The following is an 18,639-nucleotide window of genomic DNA, read 5'->3' on the forward strand; positions in this document are numbered from 1 at the left end:
CGGCGGATGCTTAGCCCACTTGTTGGCAAACGCACATTTGTCGGCTACGCTTTTCAAACTTTTTAGTGCTTTTTATCCCAATGTTTCGCTCGTTGCGGCGAAACGCCTGCGATTACAGCTTGTTTTCCGGTTCCGAGGTGAACGCACACGGCCGCCGGACAGCGCCGGTCGTGTCGCCTCGGCAAACGATGGAGATTCGGCCAATGCACAAGGTTTTTAGTCAACCGGTGATGGTGTGGTTGCTCTGTGGGCTGTCTTTCTTGGCATGTACTGCGCCGCCGTTGGCGTCCGCCGCCGTTCGTGTGGCGGCCGAGCGACAAAAGACTATGCCGCTGCGCCCGGCGGGAGATGGCGCGCGGCGCGACAACGAACCTAACGCTGTTGGTCATTGGGGGCGGGGCGCTGCATCCGCCTATGCAGCACTTGGACAGTTCACCGGCGAAATGATTCTTGGCGACAGCGTCGGCTTGACGCCGCCGGCTGCTGCGCTGCAGTCCTCCCTGACCATCACCGGATTCAGCCCGACTTCCGGGCCGGTTGGAACCGTGGTGAACATCAGCGGCACGGGCTTCGTGCCTCCAACACCCGTCGCGCTCCATACGGGGCGAAGCGAAGGCGACGTAGAGGTTTGCTTCAACGACGTACCGGCTCAGGTCTTTCAAGTTGTGAGCAATACGGAAATCATCGCCACGGTGCCCCCCGGCGCCACGACCGGGCCGATCAAGGTGCGAGTGGACGACGATGAAGCCGTCAGCAGTACGAACTTTGTCGTCACGAACGCGCCGCCGCTGCCGGTCATCATCAACTTCATTCCGGGTGCAGGCCCGGTCGGCACGACTGTCGAGATTTTTGGCTCGAACTTCATCAACGTAACGAATGTCCGATTCAACCGTGTTGAGGCGACGTTTAGCGTGCTCAACCAGACGCGAATCACGGCGACTGTCCCGGCCAGTGCGACCACCGGCCCGATCACCATCACGGCGCCGGGGGTGACGGTCAGTAGTCCGGCGCCATTCGTTGTGCTTGAGCCGCCAACCATCACGAGCTTTGCGCCGACTTCGGGTGTGGTTGGGACGGCGGTGACGATTACGGGGACGAACTTTACGGGTGTGACGGCCGTGACTTTCAACGGGGTCAACGCGACGTTTACTCTCAACAGTCCAACGCAGGTGACGGCGATCGTCCCGACAGGTGCGACGACCGGCCCGATTGCCGTGACGACGCCGGGCGGGACGGCGACAAGTCAAGCGCCGTTCGTGGTCATTCCATCGCTGAGTATCACAAGTTTTACGCCGACTTCGGGTTCGGTCGGGACGGTAGTGACGATTACGGGGACGAACTTTGCGAACGTGACGCGCGTCACCTTCAACGGCGTCAGTGCAACGTTCACCGTCAACAGCCCGACGCAGATCACGGCGACCGTTCCGACGGGTGCGACGACCGGCCCGATTGCCGTGACGACGCCGGACGGAACGACGGCGACGAGTCAGACGCCATTTGTGGTTGTCCAGCCGCCGACCATCACGAGCTTTGCGCCGACTTCAGGTGTGGTCGGGACGGCGGTGACGATTACGGGGACAAACTTTGAGGGGGCAACCGGCGTGACTTTCAACGGCCTTAGTGCTCGGTTCACGGTTCGCGGCGGCGACCAAGTGACGGCGACGGTTCCAGTCGGCGCAACCACCGGTCCAATCGCCGTGACGACACCGGGCGGGACAGCGACCAGCCGCACCAACTTCACCGTCGTCCCGCGCGTACCGCCTCAGACGATAGGCGTTTTTCGTCCTGGTCAGTCGTTCCTACTCCGACAGGCTAACACGGCGGGACCACCCGACATCGCTGTTGGATTGGGCCAGCCGGGCGACCTGCCCGTGGTCGGCGACTGGGACGGCGACGGCCGAACCACCGTAGCGCTGTTCCGCAATGGCCAGTTCCTCATTCGGAATGAGAATGCCAGCGGCGCATCCGTGACGACGGTCGTGTTCGGGCAGACCGGCGACCTGCCGCTGGCCGGCGACTGGACCGGCAAGGGCTTCGACAGCATTGGCGTTTTTCGGCGCGGCGTGTTCCTGCTCCGCAACAGCAATACGGCCGGCAACCCGGACATCGTGGTGAACTATGGGCTGCCGACCGACTTGCCTGTGGTCGGCGACTGGGACGGCGACGGCCGAACCACCATCGGCGCGTTCCGTCCTTCGACCGGCTTTTTCTTCCTGCGCGATGAGAATACATCGGGAAACGCCGACGTGAGCTTCTTCTACGGCTTGGCGGACGACCTGCCTGTGGTCGGCGACTGGGACGGCGACGGTGTGACGACCATCGGCGTTTTCCGGCGCGGGACGTTCTTCCTGCGCAATACGAACACGGCGGGCTTCGCCGACCTCGCCGTAGCCTTCGGTCAATCAGGCGACCTGCCGCTGGCCGGGCGCTGGAAGACGCCGCCTGTTATCCCGCCCGGTGACTTTCAGACCGGCAACTCGACCATCGTCTGGCGCAATCGCGTCACCGGACAAAGCGCGATTTGGAAAATGAACGGCGTCAGCTTCGTAGAAAGCGTCTTCCTACCAACCGTTGACGACTGCTGGGTGATCGGCGGCGTCGCCGACTTCAACGGCGACGGCAATACGGACATTCTATGGCGTAATCAGGACGTGACCGGCTTCGACGCCGTTTGGACGTTTTCCGGGACGACGCCGACGGCGTCGCTTCCGATTACGCCTGAACAAACCGATCTCAACTGGACGATTAGCTGCACCGGCGATGTCAACCGCGATGGGCAAACCGATATCATTCGCCGCAACACCGCAACCGGCGCAGCGGAGGTATGGCTGATGAACGGCCGCGCCCGCAGCGCCGTCGTCCCGCTGGTCATTCCAGACCTCGCTCTATCGGAGCAGATTGTCGGCGGCGGCGACTTTGACCGGAACGGCCTGCTGGACCTGCTGGTTTACAATCCGGCTGCAGCTGGAGCGCGAATCGTCACGCTGATTGGCGCAACGGCGGTTGGAAGTCGTGCAATCCCAACCCCCGGCTCTGACTGGCAACCGGCGGCGGTCGGCGACTACAACCGAGACGGCCAGCCGGACATCGTGTGGCGCCATGAGACCAACGGGCAAAACGTCATCTGGCTGTTGCGTGACCTGACGCTGGTGCAGAGTGTGCCGTTGCCCTCTGTTCCCGATCGCCGATGGCGGATTGTCGGCCCGCGCTAATCCCCTGTTGTAGAGAACGCCAAGCGTCTGGCCGTTCACCTCGGCGGTGTTTTCTCAAAAAGTGCTACGACTCTTTGTGTGAAAGCCGGTTCCGCCTCGCACTTACTCCTGCTGGCTGACAAGCGTGCGAGAAACTTTCATTCTGCGCTGGCACGTTGTAGCCTGGCCTTATTCCTTGCCTTATTTGTTATTGCGTATCGTTGCCTTGCGCCGTCGCATGACGAAGCGGAGCGCCGCTTTTTCCGCAAGCTTGCCGGAACATTGTTCAGCTGGTTTTTCGGCTAGGGTTGACCGCGTACAAGCGGCGCGGCGTCGCTGTGGCGTGCGCTGGCCGCTGATTGTTACGCGAGGAGGAGTCCATGGCCGGCCCAGCTTCACTGCCCAGCCTTGACATCGCACGCTATCGCTTCACGCTGCGTCCGCAACGTCCCACCATTTTGCCGGGCTACCCTGGCTCGATGCTGCGTGGGGCGTTTGGCTGGGCGCTTAAGCAGGCTGTCTGTGTTGTTGAACACGGCGAGTGTTCGCGCTGTATTCTGCGCGAGAGCTGTCATTACCCCTATTGGTTCGAAACCCCGTTTCCAGGGCATTTGCCACTGCGCAGCGGGAGCAAGGACGCGCCTGCACCGTTTCTGCTAGAGATTGCGCCGGCGGAGTACACGGCGCGGCCGACGCCGGAACACCCGCTTCAGTTTGGCATGACGCTGATTGGCGCGCGGGCGCAGGAGGCACTGAAATACGTCGTGCAAGCCGTCGCCGACTTGGGTAAGTCGGGACTGGGGCGTGACCGAACGCGCTTTCGCCTAACCGACGTACAGGCGGTGGACAGCGATGGCGCGCAGAACGGCCGGGCGACGGCGCGGCCGTTGTCCGCCGTCACGGCCGAACGGACGGCGACGCTGGCGACGGCGCGGCGCATCCGAGTGACGTTTGAAACGCCGACGCGCATCCGCGTGGCCGGCGACTTGCAGGCGGAAGTCAACTTTGCGCTGCTGGCGCGCAACCTGCTGCGGCGCGTCACGTTGCTGGCGGAAGTCCACGGCGCAGGGCGCGCCGACCTTGACGCCAAAGCCTTCCTCGCCGCCGCCGAGACCGTCCGTACCGAACAAAGCCTGCTCCGGTGGCTGGATTGGGAACGCTGGTCAAATCGTCAACGCGAAAACCTCAAGATGGGCGGTTTTTTGGGCGAAATCGTCTTCAGTGGGGATGCCTTGCCCGGATTTGCGCCATGGCTGGCGGCGGGCGAAGTGCTGCACGTCGGAACCGGAACGACTCTAGGCCTAGGCCGGATGCGCGTCGAGCCGCTGCTTGATGGAACGCAGGAAACAAGCGCCGCGCGGCGAACGAGCGGCCATGAAATCCTCCAACCCAAAGTAGGCGGAGAGCTATGACTGAAGCGGTCGTGATCATGGCGATTGGGCCGGTGCAGGGGTTCATTGCAGCGGCGCGGCGCAGTCGGGATTTGTGGTACGGCTCGTGGCTACTGAGCGAGTTGTCGAAAGCGGCGGCGCAGGCCGTGGCGGCGCGGGTCGGCGTCGGGGCGCTGATTTTTCCTGCGACTGATAACGAAAAAGATTTGCAGCCGGATTCATCGCTGAATGTGGCAAACAAGGTGGTGGCGCTGGTGCCGGCGGCGCAGGCGGCCGAGATCGCCGAAGCGGCTCGTGCGGCCGTGGCGACGCGCGTCAAGCAGCTTGCTGAAGAAGCCTTCGGGCACGTCAAGGGTCGCTTTGACCGCGACATTGCGCTCAAGCAGGTTGCCGATCTGCCGGAAGTCGTCTGGGCGACGGCCGAAGTGGCGGCGGACGGCTACGCGGCGGCGCGCGATCGCGCCGAGCGGGCGTTGGCGGCGCGTAAGTCGCTGCGGGATTTCGCGCCGGTCGGCGAATGGGGAAGCGTGCGGCCGAAGTCGTCGCTCGACGGGCTGCGCGAATCGGTGTTGCCGGAGCCGAAAGGTGAAGACGCCGCGAAACGGTACGAAAAGTATGGCGTCCGTGGAGGAGAACAGCTCTGCGGCGTGGGGCTGATGAAACGCCACGGGCAGCGCGGGCGCGGCGACCAGGCCGACCGTGTATGCAGCACGTCGCATGTGGCGGCGCTGCCCACGCTTGAGCAAATACCGGATAACGAAGACGCGCGTCGGGCGGCGAGCGAGTTCTTCCGCGTGTTGCGTGAAGAGTTGGGATTGCCTGCGGAGGTCTTCGGCAAAACGCCATTCCCCCATCCGGTCTTCGGCGACAGGGACGGCCGGTTGCTGTTTGAGAGCCGTTACGGAGAGTTCTTTGAAGACGAGCCGGATCGCGCCGAGCGCCGCCGAAAACAGGAAACGGCCGTCCGGGCGTTGAAGCGGTTTCTACGCGAGGCGGGCGTCAAAGCGCCGTATCCGTACTATGGGCTGTTGCTGGCGGACGGCGACCGAATGGGCGCGGCAATTGACGACTGCAAGACGCCGGAAGCGCACCGGAAACTCTCACGGGCGCTCGCCGACTTCGCCGGGAATACGCGGCGCATTGTTGAGGACGACCATCGCGGCTCGCTCATTTACGCCGGAGGCGACGACGTGCTGGCCTACGTCCCGCTGCATACGGCGCTCGCATGCGCCAAGGCGCTCGCCGACGCTTTTCGCCAAAAGCTTGGCGGATTTCAAACCGCCGACGGCCAAGCGCCGACGCTGTCGGTCGGGCTGGCCGTGTCGCACCATCTCGACCCGCTGGAGGACGCCATCCTGCGCGCGCGACGCGCGGAAGGCCGCGCCAAACAAACGCGCAATGCGCTCGCCATTGCCTTCGACAAACGCGGCGGCGTGGAAACGGTCGTCGGCGGCGAGTGGGGTAAGTTTGACGCACGGTTTGACCAACTGATTGCGCTCTATGCCGCAGGCGCGCTGGCGCATGGCGCGGCGTATGAGTTGCGGCGGCTGGCGCGTCAGCTTGACGAAAGAAACGCCGACGCCGAGTTTCGCACGGCGATTCGTCTGGAGGCGCTGCGCATACTGCAACGCAAGCGCGACCGGCGGGGAGCGCCCGTCAGCGTGGAGACGCTCCAAACGCTCGCGGCGGCTCTTGAGCAACAAAGCGTCGGCGCGCTGGCCGACGAACTGGTACTGGCGCGGGAGTTTGCGCGCCTGCGTAAACCTTCGCCGACGCCGGTCGCGTCCCCTTCCGCCGACGAACCGACCAGCGAGCAGGTGACGATGCGAGGAACCGAGCTATGACGGTGTGGACGATTGAACCCCGCGACCCCATCATTTTTCGTGACGGACGGCCATTCGGCGCATGGGGCGGCGCGCGGGCGGCGTCGCTGCCCTTTCCGTTCCCCTCGACCATTGCCGGGGGCGTCCGAACCCGCGCCTTCCTCAACGCCAAGGGACACTTTGACCCGGCGGCGCAGGGGCGTTCGCTGGACGACGTGCGGGCGCTGGCTGTTCGCGGGCCGTTTCTGGTCGAACTCGATGAGGCCGACCACATCCGCGAATGGCTTTTCCCCGCGCCGCTGGACGCCGTGGCGTGGGCGACCGTCCGGCAAGACCGGTTCGACATCAAGCGCCTGACGCCGCTTCAGTTGCCCCCCGGCGTCACGGTCAATCAGCCCGCCGACGCGCCACATCCGGTTGGGTTGGCCACGCCGGTCAAGGGCAAACCGTCCGGCGACGCACCGCGCTACTGGCGCTGGGCGGCGCTTGAACGCTGGCTGACACAGGCGGGTGATTGGTCGGCGGTTGCGGCGGACGAGGTAGGCCACCACGGCCCCGTTCCCGAACAGCGAACTCACGTCGGCCTCGACCCAACGACGCTGACCGCCGACGAAGGCAGGCTGTTCCAAACGCGCGGCCTCATTTTTACCGGCCGAACAGGCGACGGCGAACGGCGGCGGCTGGCGCTGGCCGTCCATGTGGCGGGCGGGGAAGGCATCCGTCCGGGGCCGGCGCCGCTGGGCGGCGAGCGGCGACTCGTCCACTGGCGAGCCGACAAGCAGGCGTTGCCGGCTTGTCCGAAGGCCGTGTCGGAAGCCGTCGTCAACGCGGGCGCGTGTCGGCTGGTGTTGGCGACGCCGGGCTACTTTGCCGCCGGGTGGCGGCCGGCAACCGAGACGCTCGCGGCCGGGGTGACGGGGCTGACTGTGACGCTTGTCGGCGCGGCCGTCGGGCGGGCAGTCGTTGTTTCCGGCTGGGATTTTGAGCGCAACCAAGCCAAGCCGACCCGCCGGCTGGCACCCGCCGGAAGCGTGTATTTCCTACGCCTTGAGGGCTCTCCGGAAGCCCGCCGGGCGTGGCTCGACAAGATTTGGCTTCAACCCATCAGCGACGATGAACAAGCGCGCCGGGACGGTTTCGGCTGCGCGCTCGTCGGCGCGTGGGACGGCCAACCAACCCTGATGCAGGAGGAGCAGCCCGATGCGACGCACGCCAAGCTTTGAACCGCCGGCCATAACGAAGAACGACGCCAAGGTGTACGTTGAAACGCGCCGGTACAAACTCATCACGCCGTTGTTCGGCGGGGGCGTCGAGCCGCAGACGGCCGATCCTCTTACCGTCATCCGCGCCTCGGAAATCCGCGGCCACTTGCGTTTCTGGTGGCGCGCGACGCGCGGCGGGCAATACTCATCATTGGAGCGACTACAGGAGGCTGAAGCCAAGGCGCAAGGCGACAAGAAAAAAACCACGGCTTACGATTTGCTGCGTGACGCCGAGGGCGCGCTGTGGGGCGATACGGCAAGGCCGTCGCCGATTTCGATTGAAGTGAACGTCGTCCAGCCGGGACAACCGGAAGTCGCTTTTACCGTGAAGGGCAGCAAGCCCGAACCGTCGGCCAATGTCGCCGACTATGCCGCTTTTCCTTTGCTCCCAACCGACGACGACCGGAAAAAGGCCGGCTGGCAATCCAAGCCGGTGCGGGTGGGCGTAGAGTTTACCGTCACATTCCGCATCGCGCGCGACGCCTACGAGCGACACAATGCCGATCTGGAAGCGGCCCTGTGGGCGTGGGAGACTTTCGGCGGCGTCGGTGGGCGGACACGCCGGGGCTTCGGCGCGCTTCAGCGCGTGGATGGCGGCGCAAAGCTGCGCGACAGGGACGGTATTGAGAAGTTCATCAGGGAAGGTTTTGCCAAGCACGTCGTTCCCGAACCGCCCGTCGCGGGTGTGCCGCATTTGACGCCGGAGCATCGGCTTTGGCGGCTGACTAAGAACGCTGCCGACAAACCCATCGAGGCTTGGAAAAGTCTTATCAAGAAGCTGAAAGACTTTCGGCAATACCGACTGGGCAAGGATGGCAAGCAAAGCGAGTACGGCAAATCCGTCTGGCCTGAGCCGGATGTGATTCGCAACGCCGTGAAGGGAAAGCGGGACGGTCAGGACCCGTCACCCTTCCCGCGCGCCGTCTTTGGGCTGCCCATTATTTTTCACTTTCCACAGGACAGAACGCCCGACGCCACGTTGGTCGGCACGGAACAAGATCGGTTGGCCAGCCCGTTGATTTTGCGCCCCATCGCCCTTGAGAAGGGAGCGGTTGGGCTGGCGCTTGTGTTGAGCACGCCGCGCCGGTTGCCTGATGGCTTACGGTTGGAGAGCGACAAAGGCGGCTACAGCGGGCCGGTCAGCGATCGTGGACTCACCAAAGCGGAAGCCCAGCAAGTAACACCTTTGAAAGGCAAGACTGACGTGTTGGAGGCTTTTCTTGATTGGGTTTGAGTGTCACCGACAGTCATCTCTAGATGAAGCGCGGCATAGAGTTTAGCCCTGATGAAACTCATATTTGAATGGGACGCCGGGAGGGCTAGGATAGTTTCCGAGTAAGTGTAGCGATACCTCGGTCGAATCGCGTCAACGGTTTGGAGTGCGGCGGCTTGACGCCGCTTTGTTACGGCGCGGCTTGACGCGCCGACGACTTCCAAACTTGTCTTGCGGGAAGGAACTGCCACGCCTTACGGCGTGGCGCGTGGCGTCGAGCCGCCACGTCGGAGAGCGGCGTCAAGCCGCCGCACTCCAAACGCTTGACGCCGCTCCACAACAGCGTATCGCTTCATCAAAACAAGACATTTGGATGTCCTCATCAATGACATAGACGGCGTTGCGCGCAGCGAGACGCCGCCACCCTTCAAATCACACCACCACTTCGGAGGCAATCATGAGTTTCACCCGATTACTGTTGATGCACGCGCTGTCGCCGCTCCACGCCGGGACGGGGCAGGGCGTCGGCGTCATTGACCTACCGATTGCCCGCGACAAAGCGACGGGTTTGCCTTACGTGCCCGGCTCGTCGGTCAAGGGCGTCTTGCGCGACGCCTGCCAAGCCAATGACGAGTGCAAGGAGCACACGTCGAAAATCTTCGGCCCCGAAACCGACAACGCGAGCGACCATGCCGGGACGCTTCATCTCGCCGACCAGCGGCTGTTGCTGCTGCCGGTACGGAGCTTCGCCGGAACCTTTGCGTGGACGACTTCACCGTACGTCCTGGCGCGTTTCGCCCGCGACGCGGCAGCGGCCGGGTTGACGACGCCGAGTCTGATAACAAACTTGAAATCAAACGGCCAAACGGCGCTGACGGCCACGGAAACCGTCCTGAAGGCGCAGGGTGAAACCATCGTCCTTGAAGACCTTGACCTCAACGGGCAGCCCGACCCGCGTGCAAGGGAATGGGCGGACTGGTTGAGTCAACGCCTGTTTCCCGACGCCGCAGCGTGGCGAGGCTGGTTGCGCGAGCGGCTGTGCGTCGTCAGCGACGACGTGTTCAACTTTCTGGCCGAGACGGCGACGGAAACGACGGCGCGCATCCGGTTGGACGACGACGCCAAAACCGTTGCGGAAGGGGCGCTGTGGTACGAGGAGGCGCTGCCGGCGGAAAGCGTCCTGTACGGGTTGGCTGTCGCCGCGCCGGTGAAAAAGGCCGAACTGGAAGCCAACCTCATTTTTACCGTCTTGGGCAAGCTGACCGGCAACCCGCGCCAGTTTGGGGGTAAGGCGTCGGTCGGGCGCGGGTTGTGTCGGATGCAGCTTTGCGGGGTAGGGGAGGGCAAGTAGCCATGCAGACTCGTGATCAACGCTACGCGCGGCATGCGTACGAGCGCATCACCGCGCTCAGGGAGGCCAAGCTCGATCATAAGCGGTACGGCGTGTTGGCGCTCAAGCTGCCGGCGCTCATTCGGACGGCCGGGCTGGCGCAGGCGACGGCCTTTGTCGAGGCGCGCGGCAAGGCGGAAGGTAAACAACTACTCAAGGATTTGGCGGAAACGCTCGGCTTTCGTGAGTGGAACGCCTTTGGGCGTGAGATTCGGGAGTCAAACGTAATGACCTACCTTAGCCTGACGCGCCGGACGCTGGCCGCGCTGGTTTGGTACAAGCGGTTTGCCCAGTCGGTTCTGAATGTGAGCGGAACGGAGGGTTTCGACGATGAGCGGGAAGATGCTGGAGAGTCGGCGTAAGGCGCTGCGCAATCTGGTCGCCGCCGGATGTACGCATTCGGGTCTGTGGTTTGACCGATTTCTGTCCGCCCAAAGAGCCGAAGAGGGCGGCGGTACTGGCGCGGCGACGGAGGCGGGCGACCAGCCGCGTACGGCGCTGGTCAAAGAAGTCGCCGCAATGAAGTCGCCGGCGCTTTATGCGGAATTTTTCACGCGATGGCGGGCGCAACTGGAAGCGTTTGGGGCGCAGATACGCGAGGCGGAAGTCACGGGGCGGCTCATTGTCGGTCTGGGCGCGGAGAGCGCGACGGAGACAAGCATTCATCTGCACCGGACGTACGGCGTGCCGGTCATTCCCGGCAGCGCGCTCAAGGGGTTGGCGTCGGCTTATGCGCATCAACGGTTGGCGTCCGACGAGTGGAGGAAGTTGACGCAGGCACAGGCGCAGGGCGCAGCGCACCGCGTCATGTTCGGCTCGATGACGGACAAAGCGCCGGCGATGGGCTATGTGACGTTCTTTGACGCGCTCTGGATGCCGGACAGCGCCCGTGGTCCGCTGGCGGCGGATGTCATGTCGGTGCACCACGCGGCGTACTATCGCGGCGAGCATGCGCCGCCGGCGGATTGGGACTCGCCGACGGTCGTGCCGTTTTTGACGGCGACAGGGAAGTTTCTCATCGCGTTGGCCGGCCCGGAAAAGTGGGTGGACGCCGCGTTTGAGTTGTTGGACGGCGCGTTGGCGGAGATGGGCGTTGGGGCGAAGACGACGGCCGGCTACGGGCGGATGACGCTGGGGAAAAAGCCCGAACCGCCGCCCGACCCATCGCTGGAAGCGGCTGAGAAGATCATCGAGGCTGTGAACAGCCTACGACCTAACGAAGTCGCTAGTCAACTGCAGAAGAAATCCGAAGGCTGGTCAGCATTGCCGGACGGTTCGCCGGGGAAGTTGAAGGCGGCGCAGGTAATTGTTGAGAAGGCGCGAAGTTGGAAAGGCGCTAAAAAGCAGCCGTGGTTTCAGGAGATTTTGGCCTACTGTGACCGTTACGGGAAATCATCGTAATGGCGCGACGGTGTAGTACGGTTTGTCAAGCTTGGGCGGCTACCATTTCCGATTAACCAGTTGAAGCCTACGGAGGTTGAATATGGTGCGACGCCGGTTCAAGAAAGGCTTATGTGTGGCGCTCCTGAGCGGGGCGATATGCTTTTGGCCGGCTTGCGCGCCGTGGAAACGAACTGAAACGCATACCGTCACACCGGATGAGCGCGTCAAGTCGCTGCTCGCCATGATTGACGGCATGGCGTTGCATATCGAAGAAGGTAAAGCGGGAAAGCCCTACGAAAACTATATGGGGTTGCCGCTGGAACTGCGCCGCGAGGTCTATGTGCGATTGACGCCGGAAACCAAAGCGGCCATTTGGAAAGGACACTTCCGATACTGCCTCGCGTCGCTGCCGCTCACGCCGCAACAGCAGGCCTGCGTTAGTAAAGCCGATGAACTGATGTCGGCGGAGTTGTACAAGCCGTTCGCCGACATTCGAGGCTTTACGGCTCCCATCGAAGGCTTTCGCCAAGCGTTTGAACCAACGCTGTTCGCCTTTGTGTTTTACGGCGAGGAACCGTCCGTTGGTGGGCAACAGCGCGGGCTTTTCTCAATGCGCCCCGACCCAAGGTTGCAGTCGGCGGCCGGTTGTAACTGCCGCACCTACGTCGGGCGGGCTGCGAACTGCGGTGGGATGTCAACGAGTTGTGGAGACAGTGATAAGTGCAGTCCTTATAACAGTTGCGGCCCCGGCGGTACGCAGACCTGCGACGGGCTGTGCTCAATCAACTAGGACGGTTTGGAGTGCGGCGGCTTGACGCCGCTTTGTCACGGCGCGGCTTGACGCGCCGGATAGCTTCCCAAGCTTTTCTCGTCATGAAGCTGGATAAAAGAAACTGCCACGCCGGAAAGCGGCGTCTGGGAAGCACTCAGGCGGCCATGGTCTCAAAGGCAATCTGAAGGCGGTTCGGCTTGACCTTGGAAAAGTTGAGCTTTTCAAAGCCAATCACGTGGCCGTTTTTGTCCTTCATCAACACAACCTCTTGGCCTGTCTCTTCCACCACATACTCCTCGGCGGAGTCGCCAAACCAGACCGTCAGCGTATTGCCTACTTCGTCATAAAAGATTTTTACTTGAGCCATATCAAACGCCTTCCTTCTACAACGGTAGTACCTCCGTACCAACAACGGTAATACAGCGGTAGTACGGCAGGTGCAGGTTCGTTACGCTTTCAGCCTCTGACAAGTAGGACTGCGCACATTCACTCCCAGATGCCGGCGAGATCCAACGTAAAGCCGGGCAGTTCGGGGTCGGCGGCGAGGCGTGTGAGGTTTTTTCGAACACTGACGCGGCGGTTTGGACGATAGACGAAGACCGTTCGCGTGTACGGGTCAATCAACCAGCCCAGCCGCGCACCGTTGGCGAGGTATTCGCGCATTTTGGCGTGGAGTTCGTCGAGCGTATCGCTTGGGGAACGCAGTTCGACGACGAAATCGGGACACAGAGGCGGGAAGCCGTCGAGGTCGGCCGGGGACAGCGTCGCCAGCCGCTCGTGGGGTACCCAAGCGGCGTCTGGGGATCGGATAGCGCCGTTGGGGAGTTTGAAGCCGGTCGAGGAATCCACGGCGACGCCGCGCCCATTGCTTTGCGCCCACTGCGCCAGTTGCATCGTGAGGTTGGCGTTGCGTTTACCTGAGTTCCATCCGGTCGGCGGCATGACAATGAGTTTTCCGGTGGCATCGCGCTCAATGCGTAGGTCGGGATGAAGCCGCGTGAAGGCCGTAAACTGCACGTCGTCAAAGCCGGCGGCGGATTTGGGAAGGCGGTGGGTCACCGGAGCGGACATGGCGTTCACCGGATTGGCGGTTGAGCAGCGCTTGCGTCGGACTGACTCAGGTTGGTGGCGGACGCTTTTCCGTACAAAAGTTGCTCCGACGCGGCGGAGGCGGTCAAACGGAGGGAATCCAAACGCGCTCCGACGCGCCGGTTTGCGCTACGACTTGGCGCGGCGGGCGAACTCGCCGGTCGTCGTATCCACAACGATCCGCTCCCCGGCCTCAATGTACAGCGGCACTTTGATGCTCGCCCCTGTTGAAATCTTGGCTAGCTTTGTCACCTTGCCGGCTGCCGTATCGCCCCGCGTGCCCGGCTCGGTCTCGACAACCTCAAACTCTAAAAACTGTGGTAACTCGACGCTTATCAGATTGCCCTCGTAAAACAGCGCCTTAAGTTGGGCGTTTTCAGTCAGGTAGGGCTTCACGCTCTCCATCGCCGATGCGGGCAGGGCGTACTGCTCATAGCTTTCTTGGTCGAGAAAGTAATACTCACCGCCGGACTCGTACAAAAACTGCACTTCGCGCTGGTCAACGTCCGGCTCATCGAACTTGTCGCCGGACTTGAAAGTTTTTTCCAGCACGGCGTTCGTCAGAACGTGCCGTACGCGCGTCCGAACCAGCGTCGCCGCGCCGCGCGCCGAGGGCGTCTGCACCGTCCAGTCAAGGACGACATACGGCTCGCCGTCCACCAAAATGTAAGCGCCGCGCTTGAAGTCGGAAGTCGAAAGCATTGGAGGTTGCACTCCTTGGATTATTCGGAAGCGTCGTAGTCGAGCGAGCGGGCCCACGCTTCATACTTAGCCAGCTCGGCCAGTTGGCTTTCAAGTTTGCTGCGAATGAGGTCCACGGCGCGGTTGCCCATCGCCAAGCGCAGCGGCGGGTCGGACATGCCAACCAGTTCAATCATTGCACGCGCCGCCTTGACCGGATCGCCGGCCTGCTTGCCGTCAGCTTGCGCGAAATACCGACGCATCACGCCAGCCGTCGCTTCGTAGTCTGGGATGACCGGCGCAACGGCCAACGACCGTCCGGCGAAGTCCGTCCGAAACGGCCCCGGCTCGATGATGACGACCTTGACGCCGAGCGGCGCGACTTCCTTCGCAAGGGCTTCGGAAACGGCTTCGAGCGCGAATTTGCTCGCGCAGTAGAGACCCAACCCCGGATTGGCGATGACGCCGGCAATGGAAGATAGATTGAGAATCCAGCCCCGGCGTCGCGCGCGCATGTGCGGCAGAAACGCCCGCATCACGGCTAGCGCACCAAAGAAGTTGACCTCCATCTGGCGGCGGATTTGCTCGTCAGTGACTTCTTCAATCGCGCCGGCCGTGCCGTAACCGGCGTTGTTGACGACGACATCCACGTGACCAAGCCGTTCGATGACCTGTTCGACTAGCGGCGCGATGGTGTGTGGTTCGGTCAGGTCAAGGCGAAAGGCATGCGCGCGGCCGGGCGCAAGGGCCTCAAACGCCGCCAAATCTTCCGGGCGGCGCGCTGTGCCCGCGACGATGCGACCTTGTTGAAGAAGTAGTTTGGAAAGCTCCAATCCAAAGCCCGTTGAAACGCCGGTGATAAACCATGTCTGTGGTGAATCGCTCATGTCTTGTCACTCCTGCCGTTCCCCGCTATGGAAAACGCCGGGCGAGTATATGCGGCTCGCTATCGCTTTTGGCAACCAAACTGCACGAGCGCCGCAAGGCTCAAGACACCATGCAGCGTCCAGGCTAGTGTTCGCAGCCAGTTGGTGGACACCAGGCGCTCCAGCGTCGCGCCGTCAAACCCCTGCGCCGCCAGCCGGTCGTGGCAGGGAATCGAGACCAACGCCGTGACGCCGAACGCTGTGAGGACGCACGCCAACCCGCCCCACAGCACCCAGCGCGAAACACCGACTGGCGGCTGAAAAACCAGCCAGACGGCGGCGACGCCTTCCACCAGCATCGGCGGCGCTACGACCGGGAAAATCGCCGCGACGTGCCGGTGGTGGTAGTCGGCGAAACTCTCTGCGCCGACGTAGCGCAGCAGCGGGTAGTGAACGCGCTGCACCAGCCAGATGACGCCGGTCATGTAGAGTGCAGTCGCCGCGTTGAGACTCAGCGCCCACCACGCTGGACTACCGACCATGCGCCGCTTCTCCAGCCGTACGGATGCCACAGCGAACGACAGGCCGCATTGGGCGTTGTAATGTGTTAGTTTCGTTACGTACTCGATCTTCCAACCTTTTCACTCCTTTCCCACACGGAGGCGCTTATGGCAGTCAAAGTCGGCATTAACGGGTTTGGCCGCATCGGTCGCAATGTGCTTCGGACGGCGCTCGGCCACAGCGAGATTGAGTTCGTCGCTGTCAACGACCTGACGGATTCCAAAACTCTTGCACATTTGCTCAAGTACGACTCCATCCTCGGTAATCTTACCAACCACACGGTCGCCGCGCCCGACGAGGACACGATCACGGTGGATGGACATCCGATTCGTGTGTTTAAGGTGCGCAACCCTGCCGAAATTGACTGGGCTGCAACAGGGGCGCAAATCATCATCGAATCCACCGGGTTGTTTACCAACAAGGACAAGGCTGTTGGGCATTTGCGCGGCACGGTCAAGAAGGTCATCATTTCCGCGCCGGCCAAGAACGAAGACCTGACCATCGTGCTGGGCGTCAATGAGTCCGCCTACGACCCGGCGCAGCATCACGTGGTCTCAAACGCCTCCTGTACGACCAACTGTCTTGCGCCGGTGGCGAAAGTGATTCACGAGGCGTTTGGTATCGAGAGAGCCATCATGACGACCGTACACAGCTACACAAACGACCAGCGGATTCTCGATTTACCGCATGAAGACCTGCGGCGGGCGCGGGCGGCGGCGCTTTCGATGATTCCGACCAAAACGGGCGCGGCGCAGGCGGTGGAACTCGTTATGCCGGAACTCAAGGGCAAGTTTGACGGTATCGCCGTGCGTGTGCCGACGCCGAACGTCTCGCTCGTGGATGTGACGTTCCAAGTGGCGAAAGCGACCGACAAGGCCGGCGTCAACGCGGCGTTGCGCGAGGCGGCGGACGGGGCGCTCAAGGGCATTCTGGGCTATTCAGAAGAGCCGCTGGTTTCGATTGATTATCGCGGGGACGACCGGTCATCCATCGTGGACGGCTCGTTTACGCGCGTCATCGGCGGGCATCTAGTCAAGGTGCTCTCGTGGTACGACAACGAGTGGGGGTATAGCTGCCGCGTGCGCGACCTCATCAAGTTCATGGCTGAGAAGGGCATCTAAATATGGGGGGAAGAGTGAAACATAGCGGAGAATGAGATAAGAATGGGCAGTGTTTTCACGGCTTATCATTCTCCACTTTTTTCATCATTCTTCATTCTTTCCAGTATGCCTTACTTCAACGCCGCGGGCCGTGTCGGCCGGACATTCACTACAGGCTGCCGCCGGTGGAGCGCCTGCTGGAAGGGCGGTGACTGATTGACCAGCAGGCGTACTTTTCCCTCACACGCCGCGTCAGGTGGGGAAAATGACTTTACCGGGAAGTGTTGCCGCAGGGGATGTCGGCGGGATAGAGGACGCGCTGCCAGCGCTGCAATCAGTGTGGCTGGACGCGCAAGGGCGGCTGTTGCCGGAGCGGTTGCTGGAGCGGTAGGTGTGGTCTCGGCGGTGCCTTTTCACGTGTTAGGTTGCCAAAAACAAATGCGCCCGCCGAAGGTTTCCGACGGGCGCAGGAAGCAGTTTTTGTTGATAGGCTCGGCCTAGTTGGCGGCGATGTCTTTGGTGTTGGCGACAACGAACTGAATGATGCCCCACAGCGCCGCATAGCCGCCTAGGACAAACAGGCAGGCAATCAAAATCGCGGTCATAGCGTTGATCCTCCTTGAGGAAGGCGTCCGAGTGGGGAACTCACTCGTTGACACCACTCTACAAAACCAACATAGCGCGTCTGCGTCCGTTTTTGTACGTTGGATGGGGCGTCGCCCGACAGACTGCATTTTTCATCCAGCAAAGGAGTTTTTGTTTATGTCAAATCCGCTTCCAGCGAGGGCTGAACCTGGGACGGCTGCTCTCGACGACGCGCTGTACGAGCAGTACCTGCGGGCGTGCGATATGACCTACCGTGGAACAGTGGACTTGTTCGTTCTCAAGGCCGCATATGAACTTGGTTTGTTTACCCTGTTGGCTGATGCGCCGCAGTCGGTGGAGGCGCTGGCCGCCGCCACCGGCGGCCGGCTGAATCGGTTGGTCAAGTTTACCGACATGCTCGTTGAAATGGATTTGCTCGCCAAGGATGCCGAAGGACGGCTGGCGCTGACGCCCTTCGCACGCCAGTTTTTCCTCCCACCTCATTCGGGCAATCAAAACCTGACGATGGAGCCGTTTGTCCGCTACGCCGTCACGATTATGGAGCGGTATCACATTCACTTAGCCAAGGTCATCCGGGGCGAAATGGATTTTACGGCGCTGACGCCGTGGCCGCCCAAGACCCGCGAAGACAGCGCTTTTTATGAGGAAATCCACCGAAGCAACAACTACTTTGTGCGCGCTTTGTTGGTCGAGGAAGCCGATTTGGAGGGGGTTACGCATCTGGTGGATGTGGGCGGCGGCAACGGTGATATCGCCATCGCGCTGGCGAAGCGGTTTCCGAACATCGAGCGGATTACGCTCATCAACTTGCCCTCGGCGCTTGACATCGTACGCGACAACGTCGCCGCCCATGGCCTCGCCGACCGCATCATCCCGGTGGCGCTCGACATGTACCGTGACCCATACCCGGCTTGCGACGCCGTTCTTTTTGCACGGATTCTCTATCCGTTCAATGCGCAGGTGTGCGGACTGCTACTGGGGAGGGCTGCTGCGGCGCTGCCGCCGGGTGGACGGGTTCTAATCGCCGATATGCTCCTGCGCGACGAGCGAGGGCTGGCGAACTACGATTATCTGGCGCATTTTCTGACCAGCGTTGGTGTGGACCCTGCCATGATGACCTTCAAGCGGCAGGACGAGTACTTTGATGTCTTTCAACAGCTTGGCTTCACCGACGCCCACAAGGTCGAGCGGCACGGCCACGTCCTATACCAAGCGCGCAAACGATGATTGGCGTTGGCGCGCAGCTTGATCGCTGGGTTGGGTCGAGAGCACCGTTGATTCGGAGAACAGCCCGTTTTAGGGAAGCATTCG

The 18,639-nt window shown here is 62.2% G+C and carries 17 protein-coding genes; 12 read left to right on the plus strand and 5 right to left on the minus strand.

Annotated features, from left to right (window positions below):
• Positions 1–80 precede the first annotated feature (80 nt).
• The 9 genes from NZ585_12655 to NZ585_12695 all read left to right on the plus strand — a co-directional run bounded on the left by NZ585_12655 (position 81) and on the right by NZ585_12695 (position 12,443).
• Positions 81–3,212 carry an IPT/TIG domain-containing protein gene (locus tag NZ585_12655; protein ID MCS7080882.1) on the plus strand — a complete coding sequence of 1,044 codons (3,132 nt, stop codon included), beginning with the start codon at positions 81–83 and terminating at the stop codon, positions 3,210–3,212.
• 359 nt (positions 3,213–3,571) lie between these two features.
• Positions 3,572–4,603: a CRISPR system precrRNA processing endoribonuclease RAMP protein Cas6 gene (cas6, locus tag NZ585_12660; GenBank protein ID MCS7080883.1), complete on the plus strand. Its 1,032-nt coding sequence runs from the start codon at positions 3,572–3,574 to the stop codon at positions 4,601–4,603.
• Positions 4,600–6,426: a type III-B CRISPR-associated protein Cas10/Cmr2 gene (cas10, locus tag NZ585_12665; GenBank protein MCS7080884.1), complete on the plus strand. Its 1,827-nt coding sequence runs from the start codon at positions 4,600–4,602 to the stop codon at positions 6,424–6,426. Before cas6 ends, cas10 begins: the two co-directional genes overlap by 4 nt.
• Complete coding sequence (locus tag NZ585_12670) at positions 6,423–7,628, plus strand: type III-B CRISPR module-associated protein Cmr3 (GenBank protein ID MCS7080885.1); 1,206 nt, start codon at positions 6,423–6,425, stop codon at positions 7,626–7,628. Before cas10 ends, NZ585_12670 begins: the two co-directional genes overlap by 4 nt.
• Positions 7,606–8,901: a type III-B CRISPR module RAMP protein Cmr1 gene (gene cmr1 / locus NZ585_12675; GenBank protein MCS7080886.1), complete on the plus strand. Its 1,296-nt coding sequence runs from the start codon at positions 7,606–7,608 to the stop codon at positions 8,899–8,901. The genes NZ585_12670 and cmr1 overlap by 23 nt, the downstream gene beginning before the upstream one ends.
• 436 nt (positions 8,902–9,337) lie before the next feature.
• Positions 9,338–10,231 (plus strand): type III-B CRISPR module RAMP protein Cmr4, encoded by an 894-nt coding sequence (gene cmr4, locus NZ585_12680; protein MCS7080887.1) that lies wholly within the window; start codon positions 9,338–9,340, stop codon positions 10,229–10,231.
• Positions 10,232–10,233: 2 nt separating this feature from the next.
• Positions 10,234–10,632 (plus strand): type III-B CRISPR module-associated protein Cmr5, encoded by a 399-nt coding sequence (locus NZ585_12685; GenBank protein ID MCS7080888.1) that lies wholly within the window; start codon positions 10,234–10,236, stop codon positions 10,630–10,632.
• Complete coding sequence (cmr6, locus tag NZ585_12690) at positions 10,601–11,671, plus strand: type III-B CRISPR module RAMP protein Cmr6 (GenBank protein MCS7080889.1); 1,071 nt, start codon at positions 10,601–10,603, stop codon at positions 11,669–11,671. Before NZ585_12685 ends, cmr6 begins: the two co-directional genes overlap by 32 nt.
• Before the next feature lie 82 nt (positions 11,672–11,753).
• Positions 11,754–12,443, plus strand: coding sequence for a bacteriocin fulvocin C-related protein (locus NZ585_12695; GenBank protein MCS7080890.1), 690 nt, complete (start codon positions 11,754–11,756; stop codon positions 12,441–12,443).
• Between the two features lie 136 nt (positions 12,444–12,579).
• Here NZ585_12695 and NZ585_12700 read toward each other — a convergent pair whose 3' ends face one another.
• From NZ585_12700 to NZ585_12720, 5 genes are all read right to left on the minus strand, one after another.
• Positions 12,580–12,792 carry a DUF2283 domain-containing protein gene (locus NZ585_12700; GenBank protein ID MCS7080891.1) on the minus strand — a complete coding sequence of 71 codons (213 nt, stop codon included), beginning with the start codon at positions 12,790–12,792 and terminating at the stop codon, positions 12,580–12,582.
• A gap of 119 nt (positions 12,793–12,911) precedes the next feature.
• Positions 12,912–13,496: a Uma2 family endonuclease gene (locus NZ585_12705; protein MCS7080892.1), complete on the minus strand. Its 585-nt coding sequence runs from the start codon at positions 13,494–13,496 to the stop codon at positions 12,912–12,914.
• Between the two features lie 147 nt (positions 13,497–13,643).
• Complete coding sequence (gene efp / locus NZ585_12710) at positions 13,644–14,216, minus strand: elongation factor P (GenBank protein MCS7080893.1); 573 nt, start codon at positions 14,214–14,216, stop codon at positions 13,644–13,646.
• 20 nt (positions 14,217–14,236) lie between these two features.
• Positions 14,237–15,082, minus strand: a complete 846-nt coding sequence (locus tag NZ585_12715) for an oxidoreductase (GenBank protein MCS7080894.1) — start codon at positions 15,080–15,082, stop codon at positions 14,237–14,239.
• A 59-nt stretch (positions 15,083–15,141) separates the two neighbouring features.
• Positions 15,142–15,633 carry a hypothetical protein gene (locus tag NZ585_12720; GenBank protein ID MCS7080895.1) on the minus strand — a complete coding sequence of 164 codons (492 nt, stop codon included), beginning with the start codon at positions 15,631–15,633 and terminating at the stop codon, positions 15,142–15,144.
• A 96-nt stretch (positions 15,634–15,729) separates the two neighbouring features.
• On the opposite strand from NZ585_12720, the gene gap reads away from it, so the two are divergent.
• From gap to bchU, 3 genes are all read left to right on the plus strand, one after another.
• A complete protein-coding gene (gene gap, locus NZ585_12725; protein ID MCS7080896.1) occupies positions 15,730–16,743 on the plus strand; it encodes a type I glyceraldehyde-3-phosphate dehydrogenase in 1,014 nt (337 codons plus the stop codon).
• A 244-nt stretch (positions 16,744–16,987) separates the two neighbouring features.
• The gene (locus NZ585_12730) at positions 16,988–17,113 is read left to right on the plus strand and encodes a hypothetical protein (GenBank protein MCS7080897.1); all 126 of its coding nucleotides are present in this window, start codon (positions 16,988–16,990) and stop codon (positions 17,111–17,113) included.
• A gap of 371 nt (positions 17,114–17,484) precedes the next feature.
• A complete protein-coding gene (gene bchU, locus NZ585_12735; GenBank protein ID MCS7080898.1) occupies positions 17,485–18,555 on the plus strand; it encodes a C-20 methyltransferase BchU in 1,071 nt (356 codons plus the stop codon).
• Positions 18,556–18,639 lie beyond the last annotated feature (84 nt).

Origin of the sequence: Chloracidobacterium sp., assembly GCA_025057975.1 — a bacterium.
Taxonomy (GTDB): domain Bacteria; phylum Acidobacteriota; class Blastocatellia; order Chloracidobacteriales; family Chloracidobacteriaceae; genus Chloracidobacterium.

Excerpts from the sequence above, each read along its gene's own strand:
- cas10 (MCS7080884.1), top strand. The coding sequence starts at position 4,600 with ATGACTGAAGCGGTCGTGATCATGGCGATTGGGCCGGTGCAGGGGTTC.
- NZ585_12700 (MCS7080891.1), bottom strand. The coding sequence starts at position 12,792 with ATGGCTCAAGTAAAAATCTTTTATGACGAAGTAGGCAATACGCTGACG.
- NZ585_12695 (MCS7080890.1), top strand. The coding sequence starts at position 11,754 with ATGGTGCGACGCCGGTTCAAGAAAGGCTTATGTGTGGCGCTCCTGAGC.
- efp (MCS7080893.1), bottom strand. The coding sequence starts at position 14,216 with ATGCTTTCGACTTCCGACTTCAAGCGCGGCGCTTACATTTTGGTGGAC.
- NZ585_12730 (MCS7080897.1), top strand. The coding sequence starts at position 16,988 with ATGACTTTACCGGGAAGTGTTGCCGCAGGGGATGTCGGCGGGATAGAG.
- cas6 (MCS7080883.1), top strand. The coding sequence starts at position 3,572 with ATGGCCGGCCCAGCTTCACTGCCCAGCCTTGACATCGCACGCTATCGC.
- NZ585_12705 (MCS7080892.1), bottom strand. The coding sequence starts at position 13,496 with ATGTCCGCTCCGGTGACCCACCGCCTTCCCAAATCCGCCGCCGGCTTT.
- NZ585_12715 (MCS7080894.1), bottom strand. The coding sequence starts at position 15,082 with ATGAGCGATTCACCACAGACATGGTTTATCACCGGCGTTTCAACGGGC.
- NZ585_12685 (MCS7080888.1), top strand. The coding sequence starts at position 10,234 with ATGCAGACTCGTGATCAACGCTACGCGCGGCATGCGTACGAGCGCATC.
- bchU (MCS7080898.1), top strand. The coding sequence starts at position 17,485 with ATGTCAAATCCGCTTCCAGCGAGGGCTGAACCTGGGACGGCTGCTCTC.
- NZ585_12670 (MCS7080885.1), top strand. The coding sequence starts at position 6,423 with ATGACGGTGTGGACGATTGAACCCCGCGACCCCATCATTTTTCGTGAC.
- cmr4 (MCS7080887.1), top strand. The coding sequence starts at position 9,338 with ATGAGTTTCACCCGATTACTGTTGATGCACGCGCTGTCGCCGCTCCAC.
- gap (MCS7080896.1), top strand. The coding sequence starts at position 15,730 with ATGGCAGTCAAAGTCGGCATTAACGGGTTTGGCCGCATCGGTCGCAAT.
- NZ585_12655 (MCS7080882.1), top strand. The coding sequence starts at position 81 with ATGTTTCGCTCGTTGCGGCGAAACGCCTGCGATTACAGCTTGTTTTCC.
- cmr1 (MCS7080886.1), top strand. The coding sequence starts at position 7,606 with ATGCGACGCACGCCAAGCTTTGAACCGCCGGCCATAACGAAGAACGAC.
- cmr6 (MCS7080889.1), top strand. The coding sequence starts at position 10,601 with ATGAGCGGGAAGATGCTGGAGAGTCGGCGTAAGGCGCTGCGCAATCTG.